The sequence below is a fragment of the uncultured Cedecea sp. genome, assembly GCF_947498825.1.
Lineage (GTDB): Bacteria > Pseudomonadota > Gammaproteobacteria > Enterobacterales > Enterobacteriaceae > JGM124.
The window spans coordinates 680715-707061 of record NZ_CANMLV010000001.1; the positions used below are offsets into that span (position 1 = coordinate 680715).

24 protein-coding genes and 1 riboswitch are annotated in these 26347 nt (G+C 45.0%); of the genes, 4 read left to right on the top strand and 20 right to left on the bottom strand.

Annotation, left to right across the window (positions count from 1 at the left end; translation table 11 throughout):
- Positions 1–7 precede the first annotated feature (7 nt).
- Positions 8–1333, bottom strand: a complete 1326-nt coding sequence (locus Q1A40_RS03185; RefSeq protein ID WP_299997671.1) for a metallophosphoesterase — start codon at positions 1331–1333, stop codon at positions 8–10.
- Between the two features lie 417 nt (positions 1334–1750).
- Positions 1751–1960 carry a zinc ribbon domain-containing protein gene (locus Q1A40_RS03190; RefSeq protein WP_299997674.1) on the bottom strand — a complete coding sequence of 70 codons (210 nt, stop codon included), beginning with the start codon at positions 1958–1960 and terminating at the stop codon, positions 1751–1753.
- Between the two features lie 312 nt (positions 1961–2272).
- Here Q1A40_RS03190 and Q1A40_RS03195 point away from each other — a divergent pair, with 312 nt between their 5' ends.
- On the top strand, positions 2273–3256 hold the full coding sequence (locus tag Q1A40_RS03195; protein WP_299997676.1) for a sugar-binding transcriptional regulator: 984 nt from the start codon (positions 2273–2275) through the stop codon (positions 3254–3256).
- A gap of 67 nt (positions 3257–3323) precedes the next feature.
- Here the strand turns inward: Q1A40_RS03195 and Q1A40_RS03200 are convergent, their stop codons facing one another.
- The 12 genes from Q1A40_RS03200 to moaA all read right to left on the bottom strand — a co-directional run bounded on the left by Q1A40_RS03200 (position 3324) and on the right by moaA (position 14501).
- Positions 3324–3971 (bottom strand): L-fuculose-phosphate aldolase, encoded by a 648-nt coding sequence (locus Q1A40_RS03200; RefSeq protein ID WP_299997679.1) that lies wholly within the window; start codon positions 3969–3971, stop codon positions 3324–3326.
- Positions 3972–4024: 53 nt separating this feature from the next.
- On the bottom strand, positions 4025–5116 hold the full coding sequence (gene mtnA, locus Q1A40_RS03205) for an S-methyl-5-thioribose-1-phosphate isomerase (protein ID WP_299997682.1): 1092 nt from the start codon (positions 5114–5116) through the stop codon (positions 4025–4027).
- A 9-nt stretch (positions 5117–5125) separates the two neighbouring features.
- Entirely contained in the window at positions 5126–6388 is a 1263-nt protein-coding gene (gene mtnK / locus Q1A40_RS03210) for an S-methyl-5-thioribose kinase (protein ID WP_299997685.1), read from the bottom strand.
- A 180-nt stretch (positions 6389–6568) separates the two neighbouring features.
- On the bottom strand, positions 6569–7600 hold the full coding sequence (locus Q1A40_RS03215; protein WP_299997687.1) for a substrate-binding domain-containing protein: 1032 nt from the start codon (positions 7598–7600) through the stop codon (positions 6569–6571).
- Positions 7601–7614: 14 nt separating this feature from the next.
- Complete coding sequence (locus tag Q1A40_RS03220; RefSeq protein WP_299997690.1) at positions 7615–8598, bottom strand: ABC transporter permease; 984 nt, start codon at positions 8596–8598, stop codon at positions 7615–7617.
- 22 nt (positions 8599–8620) lie between these two features.
- On the bottom strand, positions 8621–10138 hold the full coding sequence (locus Q1A40_RS03225) for a sugar ABC transporter ATP-binding protein (protein WP_299997692.1): 1518 nt from the start codon (positions 10136–10138) through the stop codon (positions 8621–8623).
- 856 nt (positions 10139–10994) lie between these two features.
- Entirely contained in the window at positions 10995–11705 is a 711-nt protein-coding gene (locus tag Q1A40_RS03230; RefSeq protein WP_299997695.1) for a Bax inhibitor-1/YccA family protein, read from the bottom strand.
- 86 nt (positions 11706–11791) lie between these two features.
- On the bottom strand, positions 11792–12244 hold the full coding sequence (moaE, locus tag Q1A40_RS03235) for a molybdopterin synthase catalytic subunit MoaE (protein WP_299997698.1): 453 nt from the start codon (positions 12242–12244) through the stop codon (positions 11792–11794).
- Complete coding sequence (gene moaD / locus Q1A40_RS03240) at positions 12245–12490, bottom strand: molybdopterin synthase sulfur carrier subunit (RefSeq protein WP_299997700.1); 246 nt, start codon at positions 12488–12490, stop codon at positions 12245–12247. It lies immediately after the preceding gene.
- A complete protein-coding gene (gene moaC, locus Q1A40_RS03245) occupies positions 12487–12966 on the bottom strand; it encodes a cyclic pyranopterin monophosphate synthase MoaC (protein WP_299997703.1) in 480 nt (159 codons plus the stop codon). The genes moaD and moaC overlap by 4 nt, the downstream gene beginning before the upstream one ends.
- 3 nt (positions 12967–12969) lie before the next feature.
- Positions 12970–13482, bottom strand: a complete 513-nt coding sequence (gene moaB / locus Q1A40_RS03250) for a molybdenum cofactor biosynthesis protein B (RefSeq protein ID WP_299997706.1) — start codon at positions 13480–13482, stop codon at positions 12970–12972.
- Between the two features lie 23 nt (positions 13483–13505).
- Positions 13506–14501 (bottom strand): GTP 3',8-cyclase MoaA, encoded by a 996-nt coding sequence (moaA, locus tag Q1A40_RS03255; protein ID WP_299997709.1) that lies wholly within the window; start codon positions 14499–14501, stop codon positions 13506–13508.
- A riboswitch (molybdenum cofactor riboswitch) is annotated at positions 14483–14620 on the bottom strand. (Overlaps the previous gene by 19 nt.)
- A 343-nt stretch (positions 14621–14963) precedes the next feature.
- On the opposite strand from moaA, the gene yvcK reads away from it, so the two are divergent.
- Positions 14964–15872 (top strand): uridine diphosphate-N-acetylglucosamine-binding protein YvcK, encoded by a 909-nt coding sequence (gene yvcK, locus Q1A40_RS03260; protein ID WP_299997712.1) that lies wholly within the window; start codon positions 14964–14966, stop codon positions 15870–15872.
- 3 nt (positions 15873–15875) lie between these two features.
- On the opposite strand, the gene uvrB is transcribed toward yvcK, so the two are convergent.
- A complete protein-coding gene (gene uvrB / locus Q1A40_RS03265) occupies positions 15876–17891 on the bottom strand; it encodes an excinuclease ABC subunit UvrB (protein WP_299997715.1) in 2016 nt (671 codons plus the stop codon).
- A gap of 1400 nt (positions 17892–19291) precedes the next feature.
- Between uvrB and Q1A40_RS03270 the strand changes: the two genes are divergently transcribed.
- A complete protein-coding gene (locus tag Q1A40_RS03270; protein WP_299997719.1) occupies positions 19292–20569 on the top strand; it encodes a putative acyl-CoA thioester hydrolase in 1278 nt (425 codons plus the stop codon).
- Positions 20570–20661: 92 nt separating this feature from the next.
- Here Q1A40_RS03270 and pgl read toward each other — a convergent pair whose 3' ends face one another.
- Entirely contained in the window at positions 20662–21660 is a 999-nt protein-coding gene (gene pgl, locus Q1A40_RS03275; RefSeq protein ID WP_299997722.1) for a 6-phosphogluconolactonase, read from the bottom strand.
- 135 nt (positions 21661–21795) lie between these two features.
- Between pgl and Q1A40_RS03280 the strand changes: the two genes are divergently transcribed.
- Positions 21796–22626, top strand: a complete 831-nt coding sequence (locus Q1A40_RS03280) for a pyridoxal phosphatase (RefSeq protein WP_299997724.1) — start codon at positions 21796–21798, stop codon at positions 22624–22626.
- Here Q1A40_RS03280 and modC read toward each other — a convergent pair whose 3' ends face one another.
- From modC to Q1A40_RS03300, 4 genes are all read right to left on the bottom strand, one after another.
- Positions 22627–23685, bottom strand: a complete 1059-nt coding sequence (gene modC, locus Q1A40_RS03285; RefSeq protein WP_299997728.1) for a molybdenum ABC transporter ATP-binding protein ModC — start codon at positions 23683–23685, stop codon at positions 22627–22629.
- A gap of 3 nt (positions 23686–23688) precedes the next feature.
- A complete protein-coding gene (gene modB / locus Q1A40_RS03290) occupies positions 23689–24378 on the bottom strand; it encodes a molybdate ABC transporter permease subunit (protein ID WP_299997731.1) in 690 nt (229 codons plus the stop codon).
- Positions 24378–25151 carry a molybdate ABC transporter substrate-binding protein gene (gene modA, locus Q1A40_RS03295; RefSeq protein WP_299997734.1) on the bottom strand — a complete coding sequence of 258 codons (774 nt, stop codon included), beginning with the start codon at positions 25149–25151 and terminating at the stop codon, positions 24378–24380. The genes modB and modA overlap by 1 nt, the downstream gene beginning before the upstream one ends.
- A gap of 351 nt (positions 25152–25502) precedes the next feature.
- Positions 25503–26267 (bottom strand): IclR family transcriptional regulator, encoded by a 765-nt coding sequence (locus Q1A40_RS03300; RefSeq protein ID WP_299997737.1) that lies wholly within the window; start codon positions 26265–26267, stop codon positions 25503–25505.
- Between the last annotated feature and the right edge of the window lie 80 nt (positions 26268–26347).

The window sequence follows — 26347 nt, forward strand, 5'->3', positions numbered from 1 at the left end:
TTTATTTTTATGAACGCCAGAATCCTGTAGCGACGAAAATAATTTCGTCCCCTTTAACGAGACGAATTTCTTTCCCGTCAACAAACACCGTACTATTATATCCAGCCATTGTGAATATTCTAACTCGTTGAGTAGTCATAACAACTGATGGCATATAAATTTTTTCTGACCATAAAGCATTACGCATAACTATTTCAACATAGCGATATTTTTTCACGGCATCATTTATCATTTTAGCTGTTATTGTTGTAGCATTTTCAAACTCAAGAGTATGGTAAATAACTTTGTTATCTGTATTCATTTTAACGATTTTATTTCTCAGGGCGTTAATTTCATTCCATGTTGTTTTCCCATAAATTTTTTCGATACCGTAGTACTCCTGAGAACCATACGTGCTATCTTTACTTGGAATATCATTTTCGTATTTTTTATTCATTAAGACATTAGCTTTGAGGAATATTTTTTTTGTTTCTTCACCTACAACATGGGATATGCCCTTTGCAAGCACAGACAGGGTCGGTAATAATATTGTACTATCGTGTTCAGGCAAAGGAGTATTTTCATAAAAATTCCATGCATTAAACACCAATCTATCATTGTGTATTTTTAACAAATAGCCTGTCCCTTTTTTAGTTATACCATTTTCGCCTCTGGTTAAACTAGGTATTTCGATTAATGTTCCAAAAGGTCTTTGTATTGATTCAATAACACCAAAACCATTATGAATATGTCCATTTAACATGACTATTTGCGGATATGCTAAAAATATTTCCTTTAACTCTTCATCTTGATCGCCAAAACCACCGAACAGCCCCGCTCTCCAGTGAGTCGAGTTGAAAGCTTGATGAGTCATGACAAATATAGGTTTACCACTCTCCGCTTTTTCAGCAAGTTTCTCCCTCAAAAAAATCATGGATTCTTCATTTAACTCCATTTTTTCTCTAAGGCCGAGATCGGTATTTAAAAGCAGGAAATGATATCCTTCAATCCATGCGTCAATACACATAGTCCCTTCCTGATATACAATCCCGCATTGTTTAAGATATGAATGATATAATTCAATTAAATCTGGGTCTAAGGATTTATCAGCTTTGGCTCCTGTTCTTACATCATGATTCCCTAGCATTAATAGTAAGTTAGCATGATATTTTGATGGAAATTCATTCATGAAAGTAGCAAAAGCCTTCTGCCTGTCGTGATGGTAATCACCAATATCCCCCCCCATCAGTAGTCCTGTTGCACCATGGCCAACAATATTAGTAATTGATTTATGCAAGACCATTCTGTCTTCATCGGAGTTTTGATGAATATCACTTATTATACCAATAACCATAATTCACTCCTCATAATATACATATCAAAATGACATGGTGAACTATAATAAATATAGTCATATGCTAAACAACAATATAATCACTCACTTATATTTAATAACAATGAGTTATGTTTCCTACAAGAAAACCGTCTATGCTTGTTTATTGAAAATATATATTGATAAAAACAATATTCGCATCATTCTCATCGGTATTTAATTAATAATATATGAACGACGCTATACGTGGATAAAAGCGAACAGCCTCTATTCCAGGATTGAACAGTTTGGTGATAAGTTATTTGAATCATTTACTACTTAATAATGATAATTGTCAAGTCATAATGACGATTTTTTATTCGGAATGTCTTCGTATTTGCTGCACCCCACAATTGTAGATTCAATCTGTCAACGCAACCTCTCTTTTAATTATCTTTTTCACGTGATTTTCAGTCTACAACTGATCGCCGCGTTGATATCCTGATCATGACTGGCATTACAGCCGGAACACTTCCATTCCCGCACCTTTAGCGGCATTTCTGGCATCTTGTGACCGCAGCAATGACAGTTTTTCGAACTGGCGAACCACTGAATCAGTTTGACCAGGTAACCCTCTGCCGACTCTGCTTGGTATGAGCGTTTTTCCACAAATCCAGAGCATGCCGCATCCCTGATATGGCGGGTAAGGCGACGGCCACTCTATAATGAGGCTTCATTGCAGATGTAAAACAGAGACAACCAAAACACCTGAAATATCTGCTTCAACAAGTACCCGCCAGCAAAAAACCAATAATTTGAAGCAGAACAGCACACTGATGATGATAATTTATTACTTTTTAACATAACAATGACACCTGAAATTTATTGTGCGATGTACAAAATGATAAATACAGTTGCCGCTATTAGTTTATTATTATCAATGTAATAATGGTATCTATCCCGACAGACTGGAACATAGCAATGGACGAGAATGAGAAAAAAAGTAGTAGTTTATTTGATAATGACCCCATTCTTTATGCTACATGGCTTTATTATCAGGATGGCCTCAGTCAAACTGAGGTTGCCCATGCGATGGGGATCTCAAGAGTCACGGTCGTAAAATATCTGCAGACTGCGCGTGAAAAAGGTTATGTGAATATTAGCCTTGATGCCAAGTCATTTTCATCTATTGAGCTCGCTATCAATATAAAAAACAAATTTAATCTATACAATGTCATTATTATTCCTGACAGCCAGCAGGATAATAGTAGTCTGGGTAATGCCGCCCGTCGCGAGCATCTGGCCAGAGCGGGTGGTATGTATTTGAGTCAGGTTGTCGAAGACAATGATTTCCTGGGCGTTGCCTGGGGGAGAACCATTCACAGAATGGGGCATATTATGTCACCGAAACCCTCCAATAATGTCACCGTGTTACAGATGCTCGGCTCAATGCCTGCTCAACCTGATTTTACAACGATTGAGTCTTCGTCCTTGATCGCCAATAAATTTTCCGGCAGTTGTGTGAACCTGCATGTCCCGGCGGTTGTTTCCAGTGCCTCGCTGGCTGCGGAATTACAGGCAGAACCTATTATTCAGGCCAATTTTTCCGCGCTGAATAAATGTAATAAGGCGTTGTTTGTCGTCGGTAATGTACAGGACAGCAATCCACTGATCTCAAGCGGTGTCCTCTCTAAAATAGAGATGCAGACTTATCGTGATCTTGGTGCCGTTGGGGTTATTTGTGGGCGTTTTTATGATAAAGATGGCAATCATATCCCTGCCGAAGTGGATTTACGTATTTTAGGGATAAGTCTGGCCCAGTTACGTAATATTGAGCGTCGTATATTCCTTGCCATTGGTGAGGAAAACTTTGCCGCAACGCTCGGCGCAATCCGTGGTGGCTATGTTTCTGACTTGATTATTGATGAAACAACAGCTAATTATCTTAATACTTGTCAGCCTTAGTCATTATATAAAAAGGATTTCTCAGATAAGAAATCCTTTTTCCCAGAGTAAATTTTAAATATCTTGGTCAGCTATCCGTCTTTAAACCATAGGTTTTGAATTTTTCGTTAACACGACGCATTTCAGAATGAGATAATATCGGCACCTCATCCGTTACTGAAAGTATTTTTAAATACATATTTGCCAGAACTTCTACTTCATTCGCCAGCCATAACGCTTTCTCTAAATTCACTTCCATGGTAATCATACCATGGTGTTGCATCAATAAAGCTTTGCTGGTTTTTATTCCATGCTCAACATTATCAGCCAATTCAGAACTACCAAAAGTAGCATAAGGAATACAGGGGACGGTATTACCGCCAGTAACAGCAACCATATAATGAATTGCCGGAATATCCTGATTCAAAATTGAAACAGCGGTGGCGTTTACTGCATGGTTATGTACCACAGCATTCAGTTCCGGACGCGCGTGATAACAGGCGAGATGAAATAACCACTCGCTTGAAGGAACTTTATTGGCTTCCGCCTTCCCTTCATAACTGACAAATACAATCTGCTCGGGGGTTAATTTATGATAAGCCACACCGCTTGGGGTTATCAGCATACCATTCTGGTAACGCGCACTGATATTTCCGGAAGTCCCTTGGTTGAGCCCTAAACGTGACATCTCAAGACAACTATCAATGATTTCTTGCGCTAAACACGCTCTGTTCATGGCAAAAACCTTATCAGATGAGTTATTGAGGGATAAAACTCCCTCAATACTAATTAATCATGCTCAGGAAAGAGCGCTCGCAATGCAGACTCATTCGCCTGACAGATACCACGCTCAGTAATCAAACCGGTGATTAATTCTGCCGGTGTAACATCAAAAGCAAAATTTCCACAAACGGTGCCAGAAGGGGCAGTATCGACCCAGCTACGTTTGCCTGAGGCATCAATTCCATAAACATGGGATTGTTCTTCACCACTACGTTCTTCAATAGGGATCTCTTTTATCCCATCATAAACGGTAAAATCAATGGTCGGAGACGGCAGCGCCACATAAAAAGGAACATTATTTGCTTTGGCTGCTAACGCCTTCAGATAAGTACCAATCTTATTACATACATCACCACGGGCAGTGGTTCTGTCGGTGCCAACAATGCACATATCGACTTCACCATGCTGCATTAAATGGCCACCGGCATTATCTGCAATCAGAGTATGTGCCACACCATGCGATCCCAGTTCAAAGGCTGTTAACCCGCCCTGATTACGTGGCCGCGTTTCATCCACCCAGACATGAATATCAATGCCTTCTTCATGTGCCATATAAACAGGTGAAAGTGCCGTCCCCCAGTCAACCGTTGCCAGCCAGCCTGCATTACAGTGGGTCAGAATATTTACTCGCTCACCTTTTGGCTTACTGGCGGCAATGGCACGAATAATTTCCAGACCATTTCGACCAATACTTTTGCAAAGTTCAACATCTTCATCTGCAATTTCACCGGCAATACGGTAGGCCTCAGCCTGACGTTCAGTTTCCGGTAATTCTTTGAGCTGAGGACAAATTCTGTCCAACGCCCATTTCAAGTTAATGGCCGTCGGGCGGGTAACTACCAGAGTGTCATAGGCATGCTGCAGATTTTTATCACTGGCATCCTCTTTCATCGCCAATGCAACACCATAAGCCGCCACGGCACCAATCAGAGGAGCACCACGGATCCACATATCTTTAATTGCTGTTGCTGCCAGCTGCAAATCTGTCAGTTGGATGACTGCCAGCTCAAAAGGCAGTTTGGTTTGATCGAGGACTTCAACCGTATAACCATCCTCTGCAAGCCAGACTGAACGGTAGTGGGTTCCTTTAATCTTCATAAATACCTCTTAACACATGGATGCATAAAGTTTGAGTTGTGAAAAATTGGTATGCACAGAGGCATTAACAATCAATTCCCGAGCCATTTTTAATGCTGAGCGTTCACATTGTGCTCTGAGATCTGCATCAGCAATGGTTTTAAAATCAGCGACGCCGGCAAAACCAATAATACGGCGGTTCATTTCCAGGCCAGCATTGACCAAAGTGTCTTCTAATAATGTTTTGAAAAAGTCATCCTGAGCGCGCTGTAATAACCCGCTGTCATGGCGCTGATACAAGGTGTGAGGATAAGCTTCACCCTGCAGCTTGGTATTCCAGAGCTGACGAAACTCCTGCTCAAATACCGACCATGTTTGTTCAATTTGCTCTAATAGCCATGCCTGATAATCCTGACGACAACGGATATCTGGCTGGAGTCCCGCTTGAGCAAAATAGGCCATATACAGGTTGCCGATATAATTACCAATATCAAAAGCCATTGGTCCCATAAAACCAAATTCGGGATCAATCACTTTGCTATCCGTTGTCGAAACCATAATTGAGCCAGAGTGCAAGTCTCCGTGTAACAGAGCCTGAGCCTCAGTCATAAATTTATATTTATATTTCATCGCAATATGAATGACATCGACATCCTGCCAAATGGCATGAACATCCTCGTCCAACTGCGGAGACGTCCAGTTATTGCGCGGAGCATCAAAATAGGGCTCAGTAAAAATTAAATCTTCTGTAATTTTGCATAACTCATGATTGTTAGCAAAGCTTGCGGTTAACGCTTTCTTCTCTGCCGCATCCATACCAATATCTGAAGTATGGAATAACGTTTTTGCCAGGAAAGAGCCTATCTCTTGTTCAAGCCGGGGTTGTTTTTCACCCGCAATGAGTTTTTTTCTTAAAATAATATGGCTGGCCAGATACTCCATAGCAAAAATGGCCATCAAAGGATCATAAAAATAGACTTCTGGAACTAGCGCATGTCCGGCATATTTATATTCTTGCAATAAAACATTATATTCAAAAAATGCCCGATTAATGGAAAGTTTCCAGCTTTCTCCTGCAGCACGAACATAAGGCAATGCCTGTTTGACGATAATAGTTCGTTCGCTACCGGAGACAATAAATACCAGATTTAAATTACCATCTCCCACCTCAGTGACCGTCCAGGTTTCAGGTTGACCGCCTAAAATTAGGCCCTGCGGTAATTTATCACTTAAATAGTAAGGCAGCGTTTCACATGTTTGAGGCATGTAGCCATCAGGTATAGTGTTTGTCATAATACCACTCGACTTAATCATCAAAAATTAAACAGTTCAGAATGACCACTTATATCCTGAATAATTCTAGTTGCTTGTAGTCACCAAACTCAGACCGCCGATGAGCATAGATACACTATGTGATTCGACAGCATGGGTGTCGACAACACCCAAGCAACTTGAAGTATGACGGATATTTTATTATGGCTGTGGCATCCATTCTGGCATTAAAACAGATGATTTTGAGAATTCCGGATTTTTAGCCAGTAAATCATCCATATTTTTAATATCGTTAGCTTTCAGTGTTTCCTGGGTAATTAATACGGGTGGTACAGTAACCAATGGAGGAACATCCTCACCTTTAAGCAACATCGCCAAAGCACGCACACTCACCTCTCCCATCACTGACGGGTTCGTCGTGGCCGTTGCTACCCATGCACTTCCCGGCTCGCGCATCGCCTGAATATCTGAGTTAGAGATATCCGCGCTATAGATTTTAACGTTATTGGATAAACCCGCTTCATCGACCGCAATCTTGGCGCCTTTGGCAAACTCATCATACGGGGAGAAAATCACTTTAATATCTGGATTCGCACGCAGAACCGCTGCTGCCTGATCGGCAACCTGATTTGGGATCGGGTTGCTCATCGTACCGAAACGGGCAACTTCAACAATACCGGGGTTATTCTTTTTCAGCGTCGTGAAGACTTCATCCCTTCTGTCAAGGGGAGGAATACCCGGAACATATACATAGGCAGCTTTCCAGTCCTTGCCATTATCTTTCATCGCTTGCTCAAGAGAGAGCTCAGCAATTAACTGATCGTCCTGGTTAATTTGTGGAATAGCTGGGTTTTGCGCGTTGATATCGAAAGCCACAACTTTGATACCATTTTTAACCGCAGTATCAGCCAGGTCTTTCAGTGAGTCGGTAAAACCGTGCTGCAGAATAATACCGTCATATCCTTTCATGATGGCTTGTTCCAGCTGATTACGCTGGAGTGCTGCATCCTGGCGCGCATCATAAACATCGACTTTAAAACCCAGTGCATCAGCCTGACGCTTAACCCCTTTCAGATACAGCTCAGGAAAATCACCCTGTGACAGATATCTGACGTGAGCGATGCGTTTTTGTTTCCCCTCAAAGGGGGCTTTAGTTTCAGCATGAACACCAACCGAACTCATTACGCCCAACATAACCGTACATAACAAACCAAATTTCTTGATATTTTTCATTATGGTGTCCTCTATTATCGACGATTCTTGGATAGACCAAAGGTGAACATCAGTGCAGCAACCAGTACTAAACCTTTAATAAAATCCTGGGTGTAGTAAGGCGTATTCAACATCGTTAAACCATTAAGCAGTACTCCGACAAACAACGCACCGATAGCAGAGCCCTGCGCATTAGGTCGCGCGGCCCCCAGTACCGCATAACCAATCAGCGCTGCCGCAACCGCATCCATTAACAGTGAGTTACCGGAACTCACATCGCCGCGACCAATACGCGCGGCCAGCAAAATACCGCCGATTGAAGCAAATACTCCGGATAATACATAAGCAACGTAGCGATAGAATTTGACTCTGGCCCCTGCCAGTCGGGAAGCCTGTTCGTTAGAACCAATCGCATACATCACACGGCCATGGCGCGTTCTTTCCAGGAAGAAGTAAGTCACAACGGCCAGAACCAGCATGATGACAACGGGCACCGGAATAATGTCAAACAGACGCGCGCGCCCAAGAAATAAGAAGGCCTCAGTAAAATTACCTTGTGCTGATTCACCGTTGCTGAGTGTCATACCCGCAGAAATAGAGCGTCCTTCAGTCGGAATAAGTTGCAGACCTAATAGCAGGAACATCATGCCGAGCGTAGTCAGCAGATCGGGAATACGCATTTGTACCGTCAGGAAACCGTTAATTAACCCGACAATCACCCCAACACCTATCGCCGAAACAATCGCCAGTGTGGTGCCACCATCAAATACCACCATGACATAACTGGCGGTCATCATCGAAAATGCAGCCGTAGAACCAATAGAAAGATCAAATCCATTAACAGCCAGTGTTGCCGTCACACCTAATGCCAGAATGGCTACAATCGATACGGATTGCAGGATAATCATCATATTGATGGTGCTGACAAATGCCGGTTCCGCAAGTGAAAATATAATAAAAAGCGTCACTAATAATACGATTAGACCATATCTAATCGCTATTTCACGTGTATTTTTCATTAGCCATTCCTTCAGGTGCTTATTATTCAACGATGTCTTTTTCTGGTGCAGCTGCTATTTGTTTGATAAGTACTGGCATCTCTATTTCATCAACGCGGTGAATTCCAGCGAGATTGTTATGGTTAAAAACAATAATTCTGTCAGCGATTTCTAATGCTTCTTCTATATCGGTACAGACAGCAATAGTGACTCTATTTTTCGCAGTATTTCTTAATAACTCACCAATTTGTCGACGTGAGGATATATCGACCCCCTGGAACGGTTCATTTAATAATAAAGCCTGACAATCATCTAGCATCCAGCGGGCAATAATGGCTTTTTGTTGATTCCCCCCTGACAAGGTTGACATTAATGCATCGGCATCAGTGTATTTAACATGCGTCCGTTTAATTGCCGCTTCGACGGTGTGTTTTTCTTGTTGACGGTTTACAACTCCACCGCGACAGAATCTGGCAAGAAAGGGTAAACTGACATTCTGCTCAATAGTAAAGTCAGGAATAATCGCATTATTCCCCCTGTCTTCCTGCACCATAAAAATGCCATTTTCAATGGCATGTCTCGGGTTCTTTGCTGACCACGGCTGACCATTAAGCAGGATTTCACCCGCGTAAAATGGCTGCATACCAAAAATGCCTTCCACTACGGAGGTACAACCGGAAGACAGCAACCCGGTTAATACCACCACTTCTCCGGTTTTGAATTGCATATCAAAAGGACGTGAGGTTTCCGTTAAACGCACGCCTTTAAGGCTAATGACTTCTTTATTACCTGCTACATATTGATGGCGAATTTCGCCGACAGCATGTCCGAGCATTGAGTCAACTGCGCCATCGTAATCAAGAGGTTGCTCAAATAACCCGACAATGCGTCCTTCACGTAATGTGGCAATTCTTGAAGCTAAAGCACGCAAGTCTGACATGCGATGCGAAATATAAATAATGGCCACATTTTGCTCACGTAGCTTTTTCACTGCACGAAACAGATTTGCAGCCTCTTTGTCTGAAAGGCTGGAAGTGGGTTCATCAAGAATTAATAACCGGGGCTTTTCCGATACTGCACGGGCTATAGAAACCAACTGCCTTTCAGCTTGTCCTAATTCAGAAACCGGTTGGTCTAACGAAAAATGTAATCCGAGGTTATCGGCAACTTCCTTTGCTTGCTGGTGTAACGCTTTTTTATTAATAAAATGTGGAATGCGCCCATCACATAATCTGTCTAATAACAGATTTTCTGCAATCGTCAGATCCTGCACAACACCGTCATTAATAATTTGGTGAACCGTGATGACCCCGGCTTTGCGTGCAGCCTGCGGTGTATTGATTTGGCACTCTTCACCATTGATATATATCGCGCCCTGATCGGCAGTATAAATACCACTGAGAATTTTTACTAAAGTTGATTTTCCTGCACCATTAGCCCCCATTAAGGCCAGTATCTCCCCACCTTGTAGCGCTAAATTAATCTCGTGCAAAACAATGTTTGTGCCGAACTGCTTCTTGATGCCGCGTATTTCAATGATGTTGTTTTGTTGTGCTGACATCACAAACCCTCATCTTCTCGTTCACCAGTCGTTTACATATGTAAAATATGACACTACAAATGTAAAAGGTCTGTGACTAAGATAACAATTCAACTTGAATCCCTTCGGGCGACGGGGAATTGTATGGAAGCGTGAAGCGAGTCATGTTTTTGAACAGTTCAAAATAATGATACAGCCCGCCGAATCACATAGTTTATCTGTGCTTATCAACGGGCTGAACTGGGAACCTACAAGCAACTTGAATTATTCTGGGTATAATTTGGTATAAACATCAAAAATCGTATTGTTCTTTCGCTATATTGGAGTGCTTTAACTTTACCAATTATTATAAAATATATATTTTAAGAACCAGCTGAAATTGCAACTCAGCGTTTATAAAATAAATATATCGCCTTCTGTCGAGAATAGTTTCTCTGGTATTCAAAGAACAATAAACAAGAGAGATAATATGATAAAAGAAAATACTCTCTTCTGTATCAACACTCCGTATTTAAATCAGAAATCATATTATCCCAAGCAATCATCACATGACTTATCATATTAATTAATAACAAATAAGAACAGGTAATTTTAATGGCGGTGAGCCACTCTATTTCAAACAGAAAAACGGACTGTTAGAGTACAAAGAATGAGTGGCGATATGGGCAGTACACTGTCAGGGAAGCAGCGTCAACGTATTTCTGTCGCCAGCGCGCTATACAGACGATCCGGAATTTTACTGCAGGATGAGGCGATCTGCGATCTCGATATTAACAACGAAAAAATTACGCGCTCTATTAATCCATTATATTCAGTCAGATTAATCATTCACTGGATAAGTTATTGTTCGCACTTATCCAGTGAAGAGTAGCGTTGACTAACGGCGATTACCAAAAATACGCAACAGCATCAGGAACAGGTTAATAAAGTCAAGATACAAGGTCAGCGCACCAACAATGGAATACTTACGCATCATGCTGGTATCACGCGTATCAATTTGCTCACCGATATTTTTCAGTTTCTGTGTGTCGTAGGCAGTCAGGCCAACAAATACAATTACCCCGATGTAAGTAACAGCCCACATCAGTGCAGTACTTTTCAGCCAGAAGTTAACCAGTGAAGCAAGAATAATACCGATAAGTGCCATAAACAGCATATTACCGAAACCGCTTAAATCACGTTTTGTGGTGTAACCGTAGAGACTCATGGCACCAAACATCCCGCCGGCAACCACAAAAGTACTGGCGATGGAAGACATTGTATAGGCGAGGAAAATGCTCGACATCGTCAAGCCTGTTAGCGCGGAATAGAGCATAAACAGGGAAGTGGCAAGTCCGGGACTTAGCTTATGAATCATGCCTGAAATAACAAACACCAATGCCAGTTGGGCAATGATCAGGCCAAAGAAAGTAATATTGCTTGAAAAAACAAACTGCATCACTGCTGGCGAATTTGCGGCATACCAGGCAATAAAAGCGGTCAGTAATAAACCGCATGTCATCCAGCCATAGACTTGCGCCATAAAGGTCTGAAGACCGGTATTAGCACGCTGAACAATCGTATCATTGGAACGTGGAAATCTGTCCATGATGTATCCTCTAAAGAGTAAGGTCTTGGTTCGGGCATCAGCCCTGTCTGCGGTATAATATTAACACATCTTGAGCAGGATGCTGCTTACCAGCGATTCGCAGCAGTATCGTCGCTTTCTTTTGCTTCAATCCAGCGTCCGCCTTCCTGCGTGGCTTCGCGTTTCCAGAAAGGAGCCCGGGTTTTCAGGTAATCCATAATAAACTCCGCCCCGGCGAAAGCGGCATTACGATGAGACGCGCTGACCCCGACAAAAACAATTTGCTCGCCAGTATGAAGCTCACCCACTCGGTGGATAACCGTGATCCGCTGTAATGGCCAGCGCGTTCTTGCCTCACTGATGATTTCTGCCAGGGCTTTCTCTGTCATCCCCGGATAATGTTCAAGCGTCAGACCGCTAACAGTATCGCCGAGGTTATGATTACGCACCTTACCGGTAAAGGTCACCACGGCACCGTCATCATCACACGCAGCTAACCATTGATATTCTTCGCCGACCTGAAAATCATGCTGGCAGACCAGGATGCGGGTATTATTCATTCAGCCTCCGGTTACTGGTGGAAAAAATGCCACTTCATCCCCATCTGCTAAAGGGGTGTCAAAGCTCACGAGGGTCTGATTGACAGCTGCCAGTAGTTTTCCTGACTCCAGGGCCAGCTCCCAGCGATTTCCTTTTCCGGCAAGAAAGGCGCGTAGCTGTTCGACATCGCTGTAGCAGGGTTCCAGTTCGATGCTATCGCAACCCACTAACTCCCGCACCTGGGCAAAAAAAAGCACTTTAATCATGGGTTCACCTTGAAATCACCGGACTTACCGCCACTTTTTTCCAGCAGACGTATCGGGCCTATGACCATGTCTTTTTGTACCGCTTTACACATATCATAAATTGTTAAAGCCGCGACAGAGGCCGCGGTTAGCGCTTCCATTTCTACTCCGGTTTTACCACTCAGACGACAAACTGATTCAATGCGTACCCGGGAATGTTCTGGCTGGGCCTCAAGTTTAACTTCGAGATGTGTCAGTAATAGTGGATGGCATAATGGGATCAGCTCCCAGGTTCGTTTCGCGGCCTGAATTCCGGCAATACGCGCAGTGGCAAAAACGTCACCTTTATGGTGTTGCCCTGAGATTATCATCTCGAGCGTGCTATTGTGCATAGCGACGAAGCCTTCGGCGCGCGCTTCACGCACTGTTTCTGCCTTGGCGGAAACATCGACCATATGGGCTTCACCGGCGGCATTAATATGGGTCAGTTGTGACATAGCTTACTTCTTTAAATGAGGATGAAAGTTACAGGGACGCTGACGCGCATCAAGCTGCTGAGCAATAATGTTTTCCCATGCGGTACGACACGCATTGGTTGAGCCTGGCATCGCAAAAATTAACGTCCGATTCGCCATACCTGCTATTGCCCGGGACTGGAGCGTTGAGGTGCCGATATCCTCATAAGAAAACATACGAAACAGCTCACCAAAACCGGCAATTTCTCTGTCAAACAAGGGCTGTAATGCTTCTGGCACCTGATCATGTTCAGTAAAACCGGTTCCACCGTTAATTAGCACGACCTGAACACTTTCATCAGCTACCCAGTTAGAAACATAAGCACGTATACGATAAAGGTTCTCTGTTGTTATCACATTTTCAAGAACCTCATGCCCGGCTTCAATTGCCGCGTCACGGAGATAATGCCCGGATGTATCGTTATCCGGAGTGCGGTGACCCGACACCGTCAAAATAACAATCCGGGCTGGAATAAACTCTGAACTTACCTGACTCATGAATAAACTCCTGGCAGGGCAGCTTAGCCGCCGATAAATGACAGATTCTGGGTGATACCTGTATGACCATCCAGCAGGAAGTGGGTCTGTTTTTTCTGCGCCAGGGCTGAACTGATACGGGCTTCAAGCTCTGCCTGCTGGGCGTCTTCTGCCAGTAAATCACGCAAAGCAATCCCCTGCTCACCGAATAAACACAGATGCAAATTCCCTATAGCGGAGACACGTAGTCGGTTACAGCTACTGCAGAAATCCTTCTCATAAGGCATGATCAGGCCTATTTCCCCTTTATAATCGGGGTGACAAAAGACTTGTGCCGGACCGTCACTACGCTTCCGGATCTGGTGGATCCACCCCTGAGAGAGCAGAATATCACGTACCACCTTCCCCGAAATATGGTGCTTCTGGAACAGGCTACGCCCTTCCCCGGTTTCCATCAGCTCAATAAAACGTAGCTGAATGGGGCGATCTTTGATCCAGTCAAGGAAAGTATCTAACTGATGGTGGTTTACATCACGCATCAGTACAGAATTCACTTTAACTTTCTCAAAGCCAGCCTCAAAAGTGGCATCAATACCCGCCATCACTTGATGAAATTTGTCTTGTCCGGTAATCGCATGAAACTGGCGCGCATCCAGGCTATCGATACTGACATTCACCGCAGTAAGACCGGCTTCACGCCAGGTTTTGATATCACGGGCCAGACGGTAGCCGTTAGTCGTAACAGCCAGTTGGCGAATAGTGGAATTTTCACGCACGGCAGCAATAATATCGCTGAAATCACGTCGCAGGGAGGGCTCGCCGCCAGTCAGGCGCACTTTCTCAGTCCCCATACTGGCGAACGCACGCGTCACCCGCCGTATTTCATCCAGACTGAGAAAACTTTTGTTTGCTACGCCCTGAGGTTTGTAGCCATCAGGCAGGCAGTAGCTACAACGAAAGTTGCAAACATCGGTAATAGAAAGCCGCAAGTAATAGAACTTGCGTGCAAAAGCATCGGTAAGTTGAGTCACTAAATACACCTTTCCAAAATACGGGAGATGCAGTCATTTCTTCCTGCACCCTGGTGGCTGAAACTGCCACGGCCAAGGCACCTTATCGTCGGACTTAGGTACCAGGGCTTGAGTGTGTCTTTGAGATAGTAACCCGACAAAATATCTTGTGCTATCTCATATTTCGCTATATAAACAACTATACAGCGTTGAAATTCCTCAATTTAATAAAAAGAATAGACCCAAATACATGTTTTCAAATTGATATACATCATTAAGAGTAGGCTGAAATCATATTTTTGTGATTTTTACGCTAGCTTATGACTGTTTTATGCCTTCTAATCTCCCCCCAAACGGGAAACGCTCGTAGCCTTCAGGAAAGGGAACTGTGCAAAACCCTTCCTGTTTTACCTGATACACGGCACGCTCAACAAAGCCCGAAGATAGAGTCAGTCGCGCAGACTGGCAAACCAGACATTGAAAAGGATAAGTATGCGTAATCGTACTCTGGCGGATCTGGACCGGATCGTCGCCTTAGGAGGAGGGCACGGACTGGGTCGGGTAATGTCCTCTCTGTCATTTCTCGGTTCACGCTTAACCGGCATCGTTACGACCACCGATAATGGCGGTTCAACCGGTCGTATCAGGCGCTCCGAAGGCGGTATCGCCTGGGGCGATATGCGTAACTGTCTGAACCAGTTAATTACCGAACCCAGCGTCGCTTCAGCGATGTTTGAGTACCGTTTTGCGGGAAATGGTGAGTTATCCGGACATAATCTCGGTAATCTGATGCTAAAAGCACTCGATCATCTGAGTGTTCGCCCTCTTGAAGCAATCAACCTAATCCGCAATCTATTAAAAGTTGATGCCTTTTTGATTCCCATGTCTGAATATCCGGTTGATTTAATGGCAACAGACAGCGAAGGGAATACGATTTACGGTGAAGTGAATATTGATAATCTGGCTGAAGCGCCAGAGGAGCTGATGCTTTATCCGAAAGCACCGGCAACGCGTGAAGCGCTGAATGCCATTGCAGAAGCGGATTTAGTGTTAATCGGTCCGGGCAGTTTTTATACCAGTCTGATGCCTCTTCTGCTACTTGAAGAAATGGCTCAGGCATTACGTCGCACTTCCGCCCCGGTCGTCTATATCGATAATCTTGGTAAAGAGTTGAGTCCGGCAGCAGCCAGCCTTTCTCTGAACGAAAAGTTAGAAATAATGGAACAGCACATTGGCAAACGGATTATTGATGCAGTCATTGTCGGCCCACAGGTTGGTACCAGCAATCTCAATAATCGACTGATTATTCAGCAACCACTGGAAGCCTGCGATGTTAAATATCGCCATGACCGCCAGTTGTTGCGTGCCGCTCTTGAACAAACCCTACAACAACTGGGTTAATCTTTATGAGGTAGCGATAAATAAAGCGCGAAGCTGCTGCAATTTATCGCGTACCTGAGCCGCCTCTTCAAACTCAAGGTTTTGCGCATGTTTCAGCATCTGCGCTTCCAGTTGCTGAATTTTTTGCTGCAATGCTTTCGGCGTAAGAACCACTTCATCGTCTTCAATCACGCTACGAGCTTTAGTTTTCTGGCGGCCTTTGGTTTTTGCCATCCCTTCGCCCAGTTGCAGAACATCAACGACTTTTTTATTCAGTCCCTGCGGAGTAATGCCGTGCTCTTCGTTATAACGCTGCTGCTTCTCACGACGGCGCTCTGTCTCCCCTATCGCTTTTGCCATCGACGGGGTGATTTTATCGCCGTACAGAATGGCTTTACCGTTAATATTACGGGCTGCCCGACCAATGGTCTGGATTAACGAACGCTCTGAACGCAAGAAGCCTTCTTTATCTGCATCAAGAATCGCGACCAGAGAGACTTCCGGCATATCCAGCCCCTCACGGAGTAAGTTGATCCCCACCAGCACATCAAACTCTCCCAGACGTAAGTCCCGAATGATTTCCATGCGTTCTACGGTATCGATATCTGAGTGCAGATAGCGTACTCGTTCGCCATGTTCTTCCAGATATTCAGTCAGGTCTTCTGCCATCCGTTTGGTTAAGGTGGTGACCAGTATCCGCTCATTAATTTGTACACGCTGGCGAATTTCTGAAAGTAAGTCATCCACCTGTGTCGCCACCGGTCGAACTTCAATGATGGGATCTAACAAACCGGTAGGACGTACAACCTGATCGACAATGTCACTCCCCGACTTCTCAAGTTCATAGTTACCCGGTGTAGCAGAAACGTAGATGGTCTGCGGAGCCAGCGCTTCAAACTCTTCAAATTTTAACGGCCGATTATCCAGCGCCGATGGCAGACGAAAACCGTACTCTACCAGCGTTTCTTTACGCGCGCGGTCACCGCGATACATACCGCCAATTTGCGGAATAGTGACGTGGGATTCATCAACAATTAACAAACCATCGGCCGGAAGATAATCAAACAGCGTTGGCGGTGGCTCGCCCGGACCGCGCCCGGAGAGATAGCGGGAATAGTTTTCAATTCCTGAGCAGTAACCCAGTTCATTCATCATTTCTAAATCGAACTGCGTTCGTTGCGAAATACGCTGTTCTTCCAACAACTTATTCTGTTCCAGCAGCGTTTTTTTCCTGTCTGCCAGTTCAACTTTTATGTCCTCCATGGCCTGGATGATACGTTCTCTTGGCGTGACATAATGTGACTTAGGATAGACGGTAAAACGCTGAATAGTAGAGTCGATATGTCCGGTCAGCGGATCGAATAACGAGAGTCTTTCAACCTCTTCGTCAAACAGTTCAACCCGCAGCGCTAAGTCGTCTGATTCAGCAGGAAAAATATCAATCACCTCACCGCGAACCCGAAAAGTACCTCGCTGAAAAGCCTGATCGTTACGACTATATTGCAGTTCGGTAAGGCGACGTAAAATAGCCCGCTGATCGATAATCATGCCCTTAGTCAGATGCAGCATCATCTTCAGATATAAATCCGGGTCGCCAAGGCCATAAATAGCAGAAACAGATGCCACTACCACTACATCTCTGCGTTCCAAAAGAGCTTTGGTGGCTGAAAGTCGCATCTGTTCGATATGTTCGTTTACCGAAGCATCTTTCTCGATAAAAGTATCCGAGCTGGGAACATAAGCTTCTGGCTGGTAGTAGTCATAATAGGAGACAAAAAACTCCACGGCGTTTTCAGGAAAGAACTCTTTCATTTCACCATACAATTGTGCTGCCAGCGTTTTATTCGGTGCCAGCACCATCGTCGGACGCTGTAAATCTGCAATCACGTTCGCCACAGTGAAAGTTTTACCCGACCCGGTTACCCCCAAAAGTGTCTGATGCGCCAGGCCATCTTCCAGACCTTCTTTCAGATGACGAATGGCATCAGGTTGATCGCCTGAAGGGGTAAACGCGGAATGAAGTTTGAACGCTTTACTCATGGAGAGGCTACCTGCTGAAGAAATGCTCGGACCGAGGGACCATTTTACCTGCAAGAGGGATTATTTCCAGAAAAAACTGTATATAACACCAGTTCCACCACCCTAACTGTTGATAAAACATATAAAATCAGATCGTATTTTAATCACTTTTAAGCGATTACTGGATGAAATTTGTAGATAAATAGGTTATCCCCAATTTTTTTAGCCTTTTAACATTTGTCAATAGAAGCTCTCCCAGAGCATTCCGTTTAATGTCAGTTTTATGACAGTTATTGATTTTATTTAACTTGTTGAATAATATAAATTATATTGCAAAGACGGCTTTAGCAGCAATTTAGATGAAACCCGCGTCCAATCTCGCTTTAATCTAGTTTTCTAACCATAGTGCACAGGGTTATCCACAGGAATAGTGGATAACTAAGTCGAGCCCTTATCATTCGCAGCCTGCGAATCCTTCTGATTTTTTTTATTCGCGACGAAAAAAAATTTTTTAGGAATTTTTTTCTCTTTTACAATTCGATTTTTCGTGGATTTCAATTGCTCTGACAATGTGTTTTTTTAGCACCGTATCCCGACATATCAATCCCCTCTTGGTAGAGAAACACGGTGAGAGATGCTATCCGCAACGGCTGACAGACAGAGATTATGGTGTTTATTCTTTAAGCTACAGGGTCAGAAGCAGAGCACTATTATTTTCACTGCTGGAAAGCCCGGAAAACAGCAGCGCAATCTACCTGAATATTATCAAGATCTGGAGTCTGGTGTACTAGAGTGCTATGGCGCTGCGCGAAGCCACAAACTCTCTACTGAGGATAAATTTGAAGCTCAGTTTGCCTTGGCCTGTCCCCATCGTTGTCAGGGAAATTGAGTGGAAGCAGAGTCACTATTTATCAAACGTCTTAATGCATATCCCACTGTTACAGAAGTTATCCCTCTCAGTGTTCTGTGCCTGGTCGCGTTGCAGAAAAAAGATGAGGCATTACAGCTCTTACTCCAGTTAATCGCCACCAATCCGTCGACAGAGGCTATTAAAGCCTACCAGTCGATCTTGTCCGGGTATATTAAGAGATATACCCAATATCCCCTGCAATCTAGAAATTACTGGATATAATGCGCATTAAATCAGATTTAATGACAATAAAGCTGACAGGGATAATAGTTACCTATTTAATGGCGCTTTCATCCTGAGCGGTATCAAGGTATTTTATGCGCGCATTGGATTATGACTCTGGCAAATTGTCTGTTACTCATCAATGATGAACGGATGTATTACGGACATTTAGCGACAACGCCAATCCCATCGGAAAGTCATTAATCGCACCTTTTTATCGTATTGCGCCTGCTTGTTGACTAACAGCGGGCCTTAAGAATCGCCCTTTTAGCGTATAGCAGGAGTCACCTTGAACAGATTTTCTTTTTCGCGTGGAGCCGTAGCACTGGCTTTTACTGTCGCACTGACGGCCTGTAGTTCGACTCCGCCTGAAGACAAACCTTCAACACAGGTCGCTCCAGGGACTCAGGCTCGCCCGATTCTCACCGCTGGAGAGGCACAGAATTTTGTCGCCGCACGTTATTTCGCTTCAATGAATCCGAACGAAGCGCCCTGGACACCTGAAGCTATTCGTCTGCCTGAACAACCTGATTTTATTGTCGGACCAGAAGACAGTAGCGGTGTGACACATCATTCTATTCAGGCAGCAGTTGATGCCGCTATCAGCAAACATAGCAGCCAGCGTCAGTACATTGCTATTCTGCCTGGAGATTATGAAGGTACGCTGTATATTCCGGCCGCCTCCAGTAGCGTTACGCTGTACGGCACCACCTCAAATCCAGCTGATGTGAAAATTGGTCTGACGCTCGACTCAGAAATCGATGCCGTAACCTGGCGTAAAACAGTTAACCCGTCAGGAAAATATATGCCGGGTAAACCGTCATGGTATATGTTTGATAACTGCCAGAACCATAAAGGTGCCAGCGTAGGTATCATGTGTTCTGCCGCTGTCTGGTCACAGAATAATGGCTTGCAGCTACAAAACTTGACCATCCAGAATACCCTTGGCGATAGCGTTGATGCCGGTAATCACCAGGCCGTAGCCCTGCGTAGTGACGGGGATAAAGTTCAGCTGAATAATGTGAATATCCTCGGCCGCCAGAATACCTTCTTTGTGACCAACAGCGATGTTCAGAACCGTTTCTTATCAGGTAAACAGCAGCCTCGCACCCTGGTAACCAATAGCTATATCGAAGGCGATGTTGATGTGGTTGCAGGTCGTGGTGCTGTCGTTTTTGAAAACACCGAATTCCGTTTGGTTAACAGTCGTACTCAGGAAGGCGTGGTGTTTGCTCCGGCAACTGAACCGAATCTCTACTTTGGTTTCCTGGCTGTTAACAGCCGTTTCAAAGCTTCAGGTGATGCTCTGTTAGGCCGTTCATGGGATATCGAAACGGCAGGCGTGGCCGCAAATGGCCAGGTCGTTATCCGTGACAGCATGATTTTTGAAGGTTTTAATCAGGCGCATCCGTGGGGCGATGCTCTGAATTCCCAGCGTCCATTTGCGGGTAATACCGGAGCCAAAGATGAGCAAGGTAATTTTAGCCGTGACTTAAATGCAGCGGGTGCAAATCGCCTGTGGGAGTACAACAACCGTGGTACAGGCAGTACCGTTGTTGCTGAATAATCAACCACGCCCGATACCGCAGGCGAGGTTGAACAAATAAGCCATTTACACCCTGTTAGCAGTCATGCTGGCAGGGTGTTTTATCATCGCAATTAGTGAGCGTAAATCGCCACCCACATCGGGCCTTGCCCTACGGCATAACGCCCTTTCTCTTCCAGCAAGCCTTGCTCTTGAGAGATACCATAAACAGCAACATGGTGAGATTTCTGTCCCACTGCAACCAGATATTTGCCGCTATTATCAATATTAAAGCCACGCGGCTGTGCTTCGGTTGGCTGATAGCCCACCAGCGACAGCACACTACCATCCTCAGAAACATTATAGATGGTGATAAGGCTTGCAGTACGATCACAGGCATACAGATGACGGCCATCCGGGGTAATATGAATATCCGCAGCCCAGCGTACATCGTTGAAATCAGGTGGCATCATTTCAACCGTCTGAACACACTCGATAGCGCCGTTTGGATCCTTCAATTCCCACGCATTCACGGAACTGTTCAGTTCATTAACGCTGTAGGCATACTGATGATTTGGATGGAAAGCCATATGACGTGGGCCGGCACCTTCAACAGTCGTCACTTCCGCTGGAGTCTTGGCAACCAAATGTCCGTCATCAGACAGGGTGAACAGACAAATTCTGTCTTGTTTCAGAGCCGGTACCCAGAGGGTACTGTTATCAGGAGAAATATTGGCTGAGTGACAACCTTCCAGACCATCAACGATATCAACCGTCGCACCTGGTAAACCGTCATTTTCCAGACTGATGACCCCAACGTTGCCAGCATTATAAGAGGCGCTGAACAAAAAACGTCCGCTACGGTCGGTCGAAATATGGGTCGGGCTGCCAGGCAGAGGTGCTTCACCGGCCTCTGTTAGTCTACCGTCATCAGGTGTGATACGGTAAGCTATCACACGAAATTCAGGGCGTACACCCACATACAGGAAGCGCTTATCCGGGCTGACGACCATTGGCTGAACCTGACCTGCAACATCCACGACTTGCAGCAGGGTAAGTGAGCCATTGGAGTGAAGTGTCCAGACATGAATCTGCTGGCTTTCCGGGCTGGCGGTATAGACCGTCTGTTTCATAAGTTTATTCTTCTCCATACATCGTAAGTCATAGTCACAAGATTAGCGCGTTTTAAAGACAGGTAGTCATTTTGCACCAGGTTGCGAACTGTGTAACATCAGTATCATCTTCTTTAATCATAACAGGAACTTTTAATGCGTTATCACGTAATCGCTCTTGATCTCGACGGTACTCTGCTGACATCACAGAAAACTATCTTACCAGAATCACTGAAGGCCCTGAGTGACGCTCGCGCCGCAGGCGTCAAAGTTCTTATTGTCACCGGCCGCCATCACGTTGCTATCCATCCTTTTTATCAGGCTCTGCAACTTGATACACCTGCTATTTGCTGTAATGGCACTTATTTGTATGACTATCAAAATCAGCAAGTGCTGGCTTCTGATCCGGTACGCCCACAACAGGCAGATCAACTTATCTCTCTGCTTGAAACTCATCAGATAGAGGGATTAATGTATGTTGATAATGCCATGCTTTATCCTGAAGATTCCAAAAAAATTCAGGCACATGTCGCCAGAACCAATACCTGGGCACAATTGCTACCTGAGGCACAGCGTCCTGTGTTTAAAAGTGTTCCGTCTTTGCGCCAGTCAGCAACCGAAGCTGCAGCTATCTGGAAGTTTGCTTTGATAGACTCTGATGTACCCAAGCTGCGCCAGTTTACTGAAACAGTAGAGTCCACTCTGGGATTAACCTGTGAGTTTTCATGGCATGACCAGGTGGATGTCACCCAGCGAGGTAACAGCAAAGGGGCTCGTCTGGCACAATGGGTGGCACAACAGGGACTGACGATGGACCAAGTTATCGCCTTTGGTGATAATGACAATGATCTGAGTATGCTGGAAACCGCAGGGCTGGGGGTGGCAATGGGCAATGCAGCTGACGCCATCAAGGCCCGAGCCAAACTGACTATCGGCAGTAATGAGCAGCCGAGCATTGCCGAGACGCTCTATCGCTATGTCCTCTGATCAGGTCATAATTGCGACGCTTTTTATTTGAGCATACAGCCAGAGTCCGGGTTTGACAGCCAGTTCATCCCGGGCCCACGGGCTGATTTTGGCCCACAGAATACGCGGCCCTACTTCCAGTTTCACATCCACCTGCCCTTTTTCATCCAGACATTCGGCCACCCTAACCCGCAACACATTTCGGATACTGCTTTTTACCGGTGGCTCCAAGGCTAATGAAATATCTGACGCCTTGATACGAATACGCAGCGCAGTGCGTGGGGGTTTATCCAGCTTATTCACCCACAGATGCTGACCATCCAGTGCCAGCGCCGTCATAGCGTAATGAGGATGATGTTCCACTACCTGAACATTGAGTATGCTGCTTTGTTGCTCCTGGGGTAACCAGGGACGCATAACACTGCTGCTCCAGACGTCTTCCAGGTCACCGAAAGCCTTTACATTACCACCATCGAGGATCAGGACCTTGTCCGCCAGATGCAGAATTTCCTCTAGCGAGTGGCTGACATAGAGCACAGGAATATTAATTTCACGCGCCAGACGCTGAAGGTAAGGAATTAATTCCCGTTTACGCGGAATATCGAGCGACGCCAGAGGTTCATCCAGCAGCATTAACTCCGGTGCTGTCAGCAATGAGCGACCAATCGCAACACGTTGCTTTTCCCCTCCGGACAGGCTGGACGGAAAGCGATCGAGTAGCTCACTAATTCCCAGTAATTCGACTAATTTATCGAATTTTCCCGCCATACTTTTTGCCATGCCATATTTCAGATTGCCACGCACCCGATAATGGGGAAACAGGCGCGCATCCTGAAAGACATAACCAATACGGCGCTTTTCAGGTGCCAGATAAAATGATTTTTCAGCATCCATCAGCACGCGATCGTTAAGCACAATACGCCCCGATTCCGGACGCGTTAACCCACTGATAGCATTAATCAATGAGGTCTTTCCTGCACCAGACACACCAAAAATAGCGGTGATCCCCTTACCGGGTAACTCTTCATCCAAGTACAAACGGTGATTACCCAAAGTCTGGGTAAAATTCAGCATCAGCATCGGTTATCCTCCCAGACGCTTACGGCTGATACGGGCCAGCCATTCAGCAACCAGCAATGAAATCATCGCCAGCCCGATCGCTATCACGCACAAACGCCAGGCTGCCTGTTCCCCCCCCGGGGTTTGAATCAGAGTATACATTGCAGAAGGCAAAGTGCGTGTTTCCCCTGGAATGTTTGAAACAAAGGTAATCGTCGCGCCAAATTCACCCAGTGAGCGCGCGAAAGCCAGCACGGTACCGGCAATAATACCGGGTAATGTTAGCGGCAGTGTAATGGTCAGAAAAACACGCCAGCGTCCCGCACCTAACGTACGTGCAGCTTGTTCCAGACGTAAATCAACGCCTTCCAACGCCAGACGGATTGCACGCACCATCAGGGGAAATGACATGACAGACGCAGCCAGTACCGCGCCGCGCCAGTTAAACGCAAAAGTAATACCAAACCAGTCATAAAACCAGGCACCAATCACCCCACGGCGCCCGAATCCAACTAGCAGTAAATAACCGACCACCACAGGGGGCAGTACTAACGGGAGATGGATAAGGCTATCCAGCAGCGCTTTGCCCGGAAACTGACAACGCACCAGGATCCAGGCAACGAAGATCCCTAAGGGAAGGCTAAACAGCACCGCAACGGATGAGACTTTAAGGCTGAGTAGTACGGCTTGCCACTCGGGATCTGTCAGTATCATTATTGAGTTGTAAATCCATATTGTTGAAAGACTTTAGCGGCTTCTGGTCCCTGCAAATATTTATAGAATGCGGAAACAACCGGCGTTTCATGACCTTGTACAATCGCAATGGGATATTCAACCTTCTGGTGGGTATCCGCCGGGAATACAGCGACAACTTTTACCCCTTTGCTAGCAACAGCATCAGAACCATAAACAATACCGAGTGGCGCTTCGTCGCGTTCGACCAACGCCAGGGCACTGCGAACATCTTCTGCTGGCGCTAATTTACCGGACAAGGTATCCCATGCTCCCAGTTTTTGCAGTGATTCTTTAGCATAGATGCCCGCTGGCACATGGTCAGGATCACCCACCGCCAGACGACCACCATCAAGCAATTTCAGCCAGTCGGTTTGTGCATTTATCGTGATATCACCCTGCTTGCTCGCTTTGGGCGCAACCAGCACCAAGGTATTTTCCAGCAGATTGCTACGCGTATCCGGCTGAATACTGTCTTTAGAAACAGCATAGTCCATCCACTTCTGATCGGCTGAAATAAATAAGTCGGCGGGTGCACCTGCTTCAATTTGTCGTGCCAGAGTAGAAGAAGAGGCAAAAGAGGAGACAACATCAACCTTATGTTCTTTGTTGTATTGCATGGCAATATCTTGTAGGGCATTAGTTAATGATGCGGCAGCAAATACCGTGACTTTATTGCTGTCTGCGAACGCCTGCCCCACCAGACTAACGGATAGTGCAGTACCCAGTACCAGCCGAATCCAACCCTTGTTCATCGTTTATCTCCGTTCATTTCGTTATGTATTTTAAAATATAACGACTATTGACGTAAATATACAAACATTATCGACCAGAATATTTTGCACTTTAGCCAATTAAGCAAGAGAACAGACATCAAAGCCTGGAAGAAAACTCACGATCCGGTTTAACGGTCTGAATTGAGCAGTACCACCTTGAGTGGTACGCCAGAGCATAGCAATCAGGGTCCTGTAACAACATATCCCCATCATACTTCAAGCTGCCTGGATATTGCCGCAGTAAGGGCTGCCGAATCACAGAGCTTGTCTATGCTCATCGCCTGTTGAAGCTTTATGTCTGAGAGCCACTCGAATTATTTTGGAGATAATCTAGTGATTAAAGAGCGCTAATTCGATTTTGTCTGTCGCGTTTTTTATTTGTGCAGCCAAATTTTCGGGGCCGATAGCATTAAGACGAGGCGTTAGTGTTGAAATACTCACCACATAAGCAGGCACGCCACTATTATCAAAAACAGGTACAGCAGTACACGAAATACCGCGCTCATTTTCTTCGTTATCGACTGCAAAGCCTTGTTCACGTATATGTTGCATCTCTTGTAAAAAATGCGTTTTATCTGTAATTGTCGTCGGCGTTAATTGACGAATAATACAGGTATTACGCAACCAATAATTCTCCTGATCCTGAAGTGTTGAGAAGGCTAAAAAAACTTTACCGGCTGCGGTGCAATACATTTCACCATACATGCCCACATAAGTATGGGTGCGAAACGATGAAAACTGCGGTTCAAGTTTATCGCGGAAGACAATCTTATCGCCTTCGCGAGACAGAAGATTAATGGTTTCATTAACCTCATCCATCAGCGAGATCAGTGATGCACGTGCAACGCTTATTAATTCAGAATTTAATGCACCATGACCCACATGAAGCATTTTTAACGTCAAACGATATGCCCGAGTGGAAGGATACTGTGCTACATATCCCATTGATTCAAGCGTCGACAAAATACGGTGTGCAGTGGTTTTATTCAATCCCGTTTGGCGAACAATTTCATGCAGTTGAGCACCATTCGGATATTGACTAATAAACTCCAGAATGTTTATTGATTTAATCAGCGATTTTAATTGTTCACTCATTATTTTTCCTCAGATAACACGCCGCATTACTTCAAATTTTTATCACAATGATACTCGTTCTACGCAAAAGCTGCTCTTCA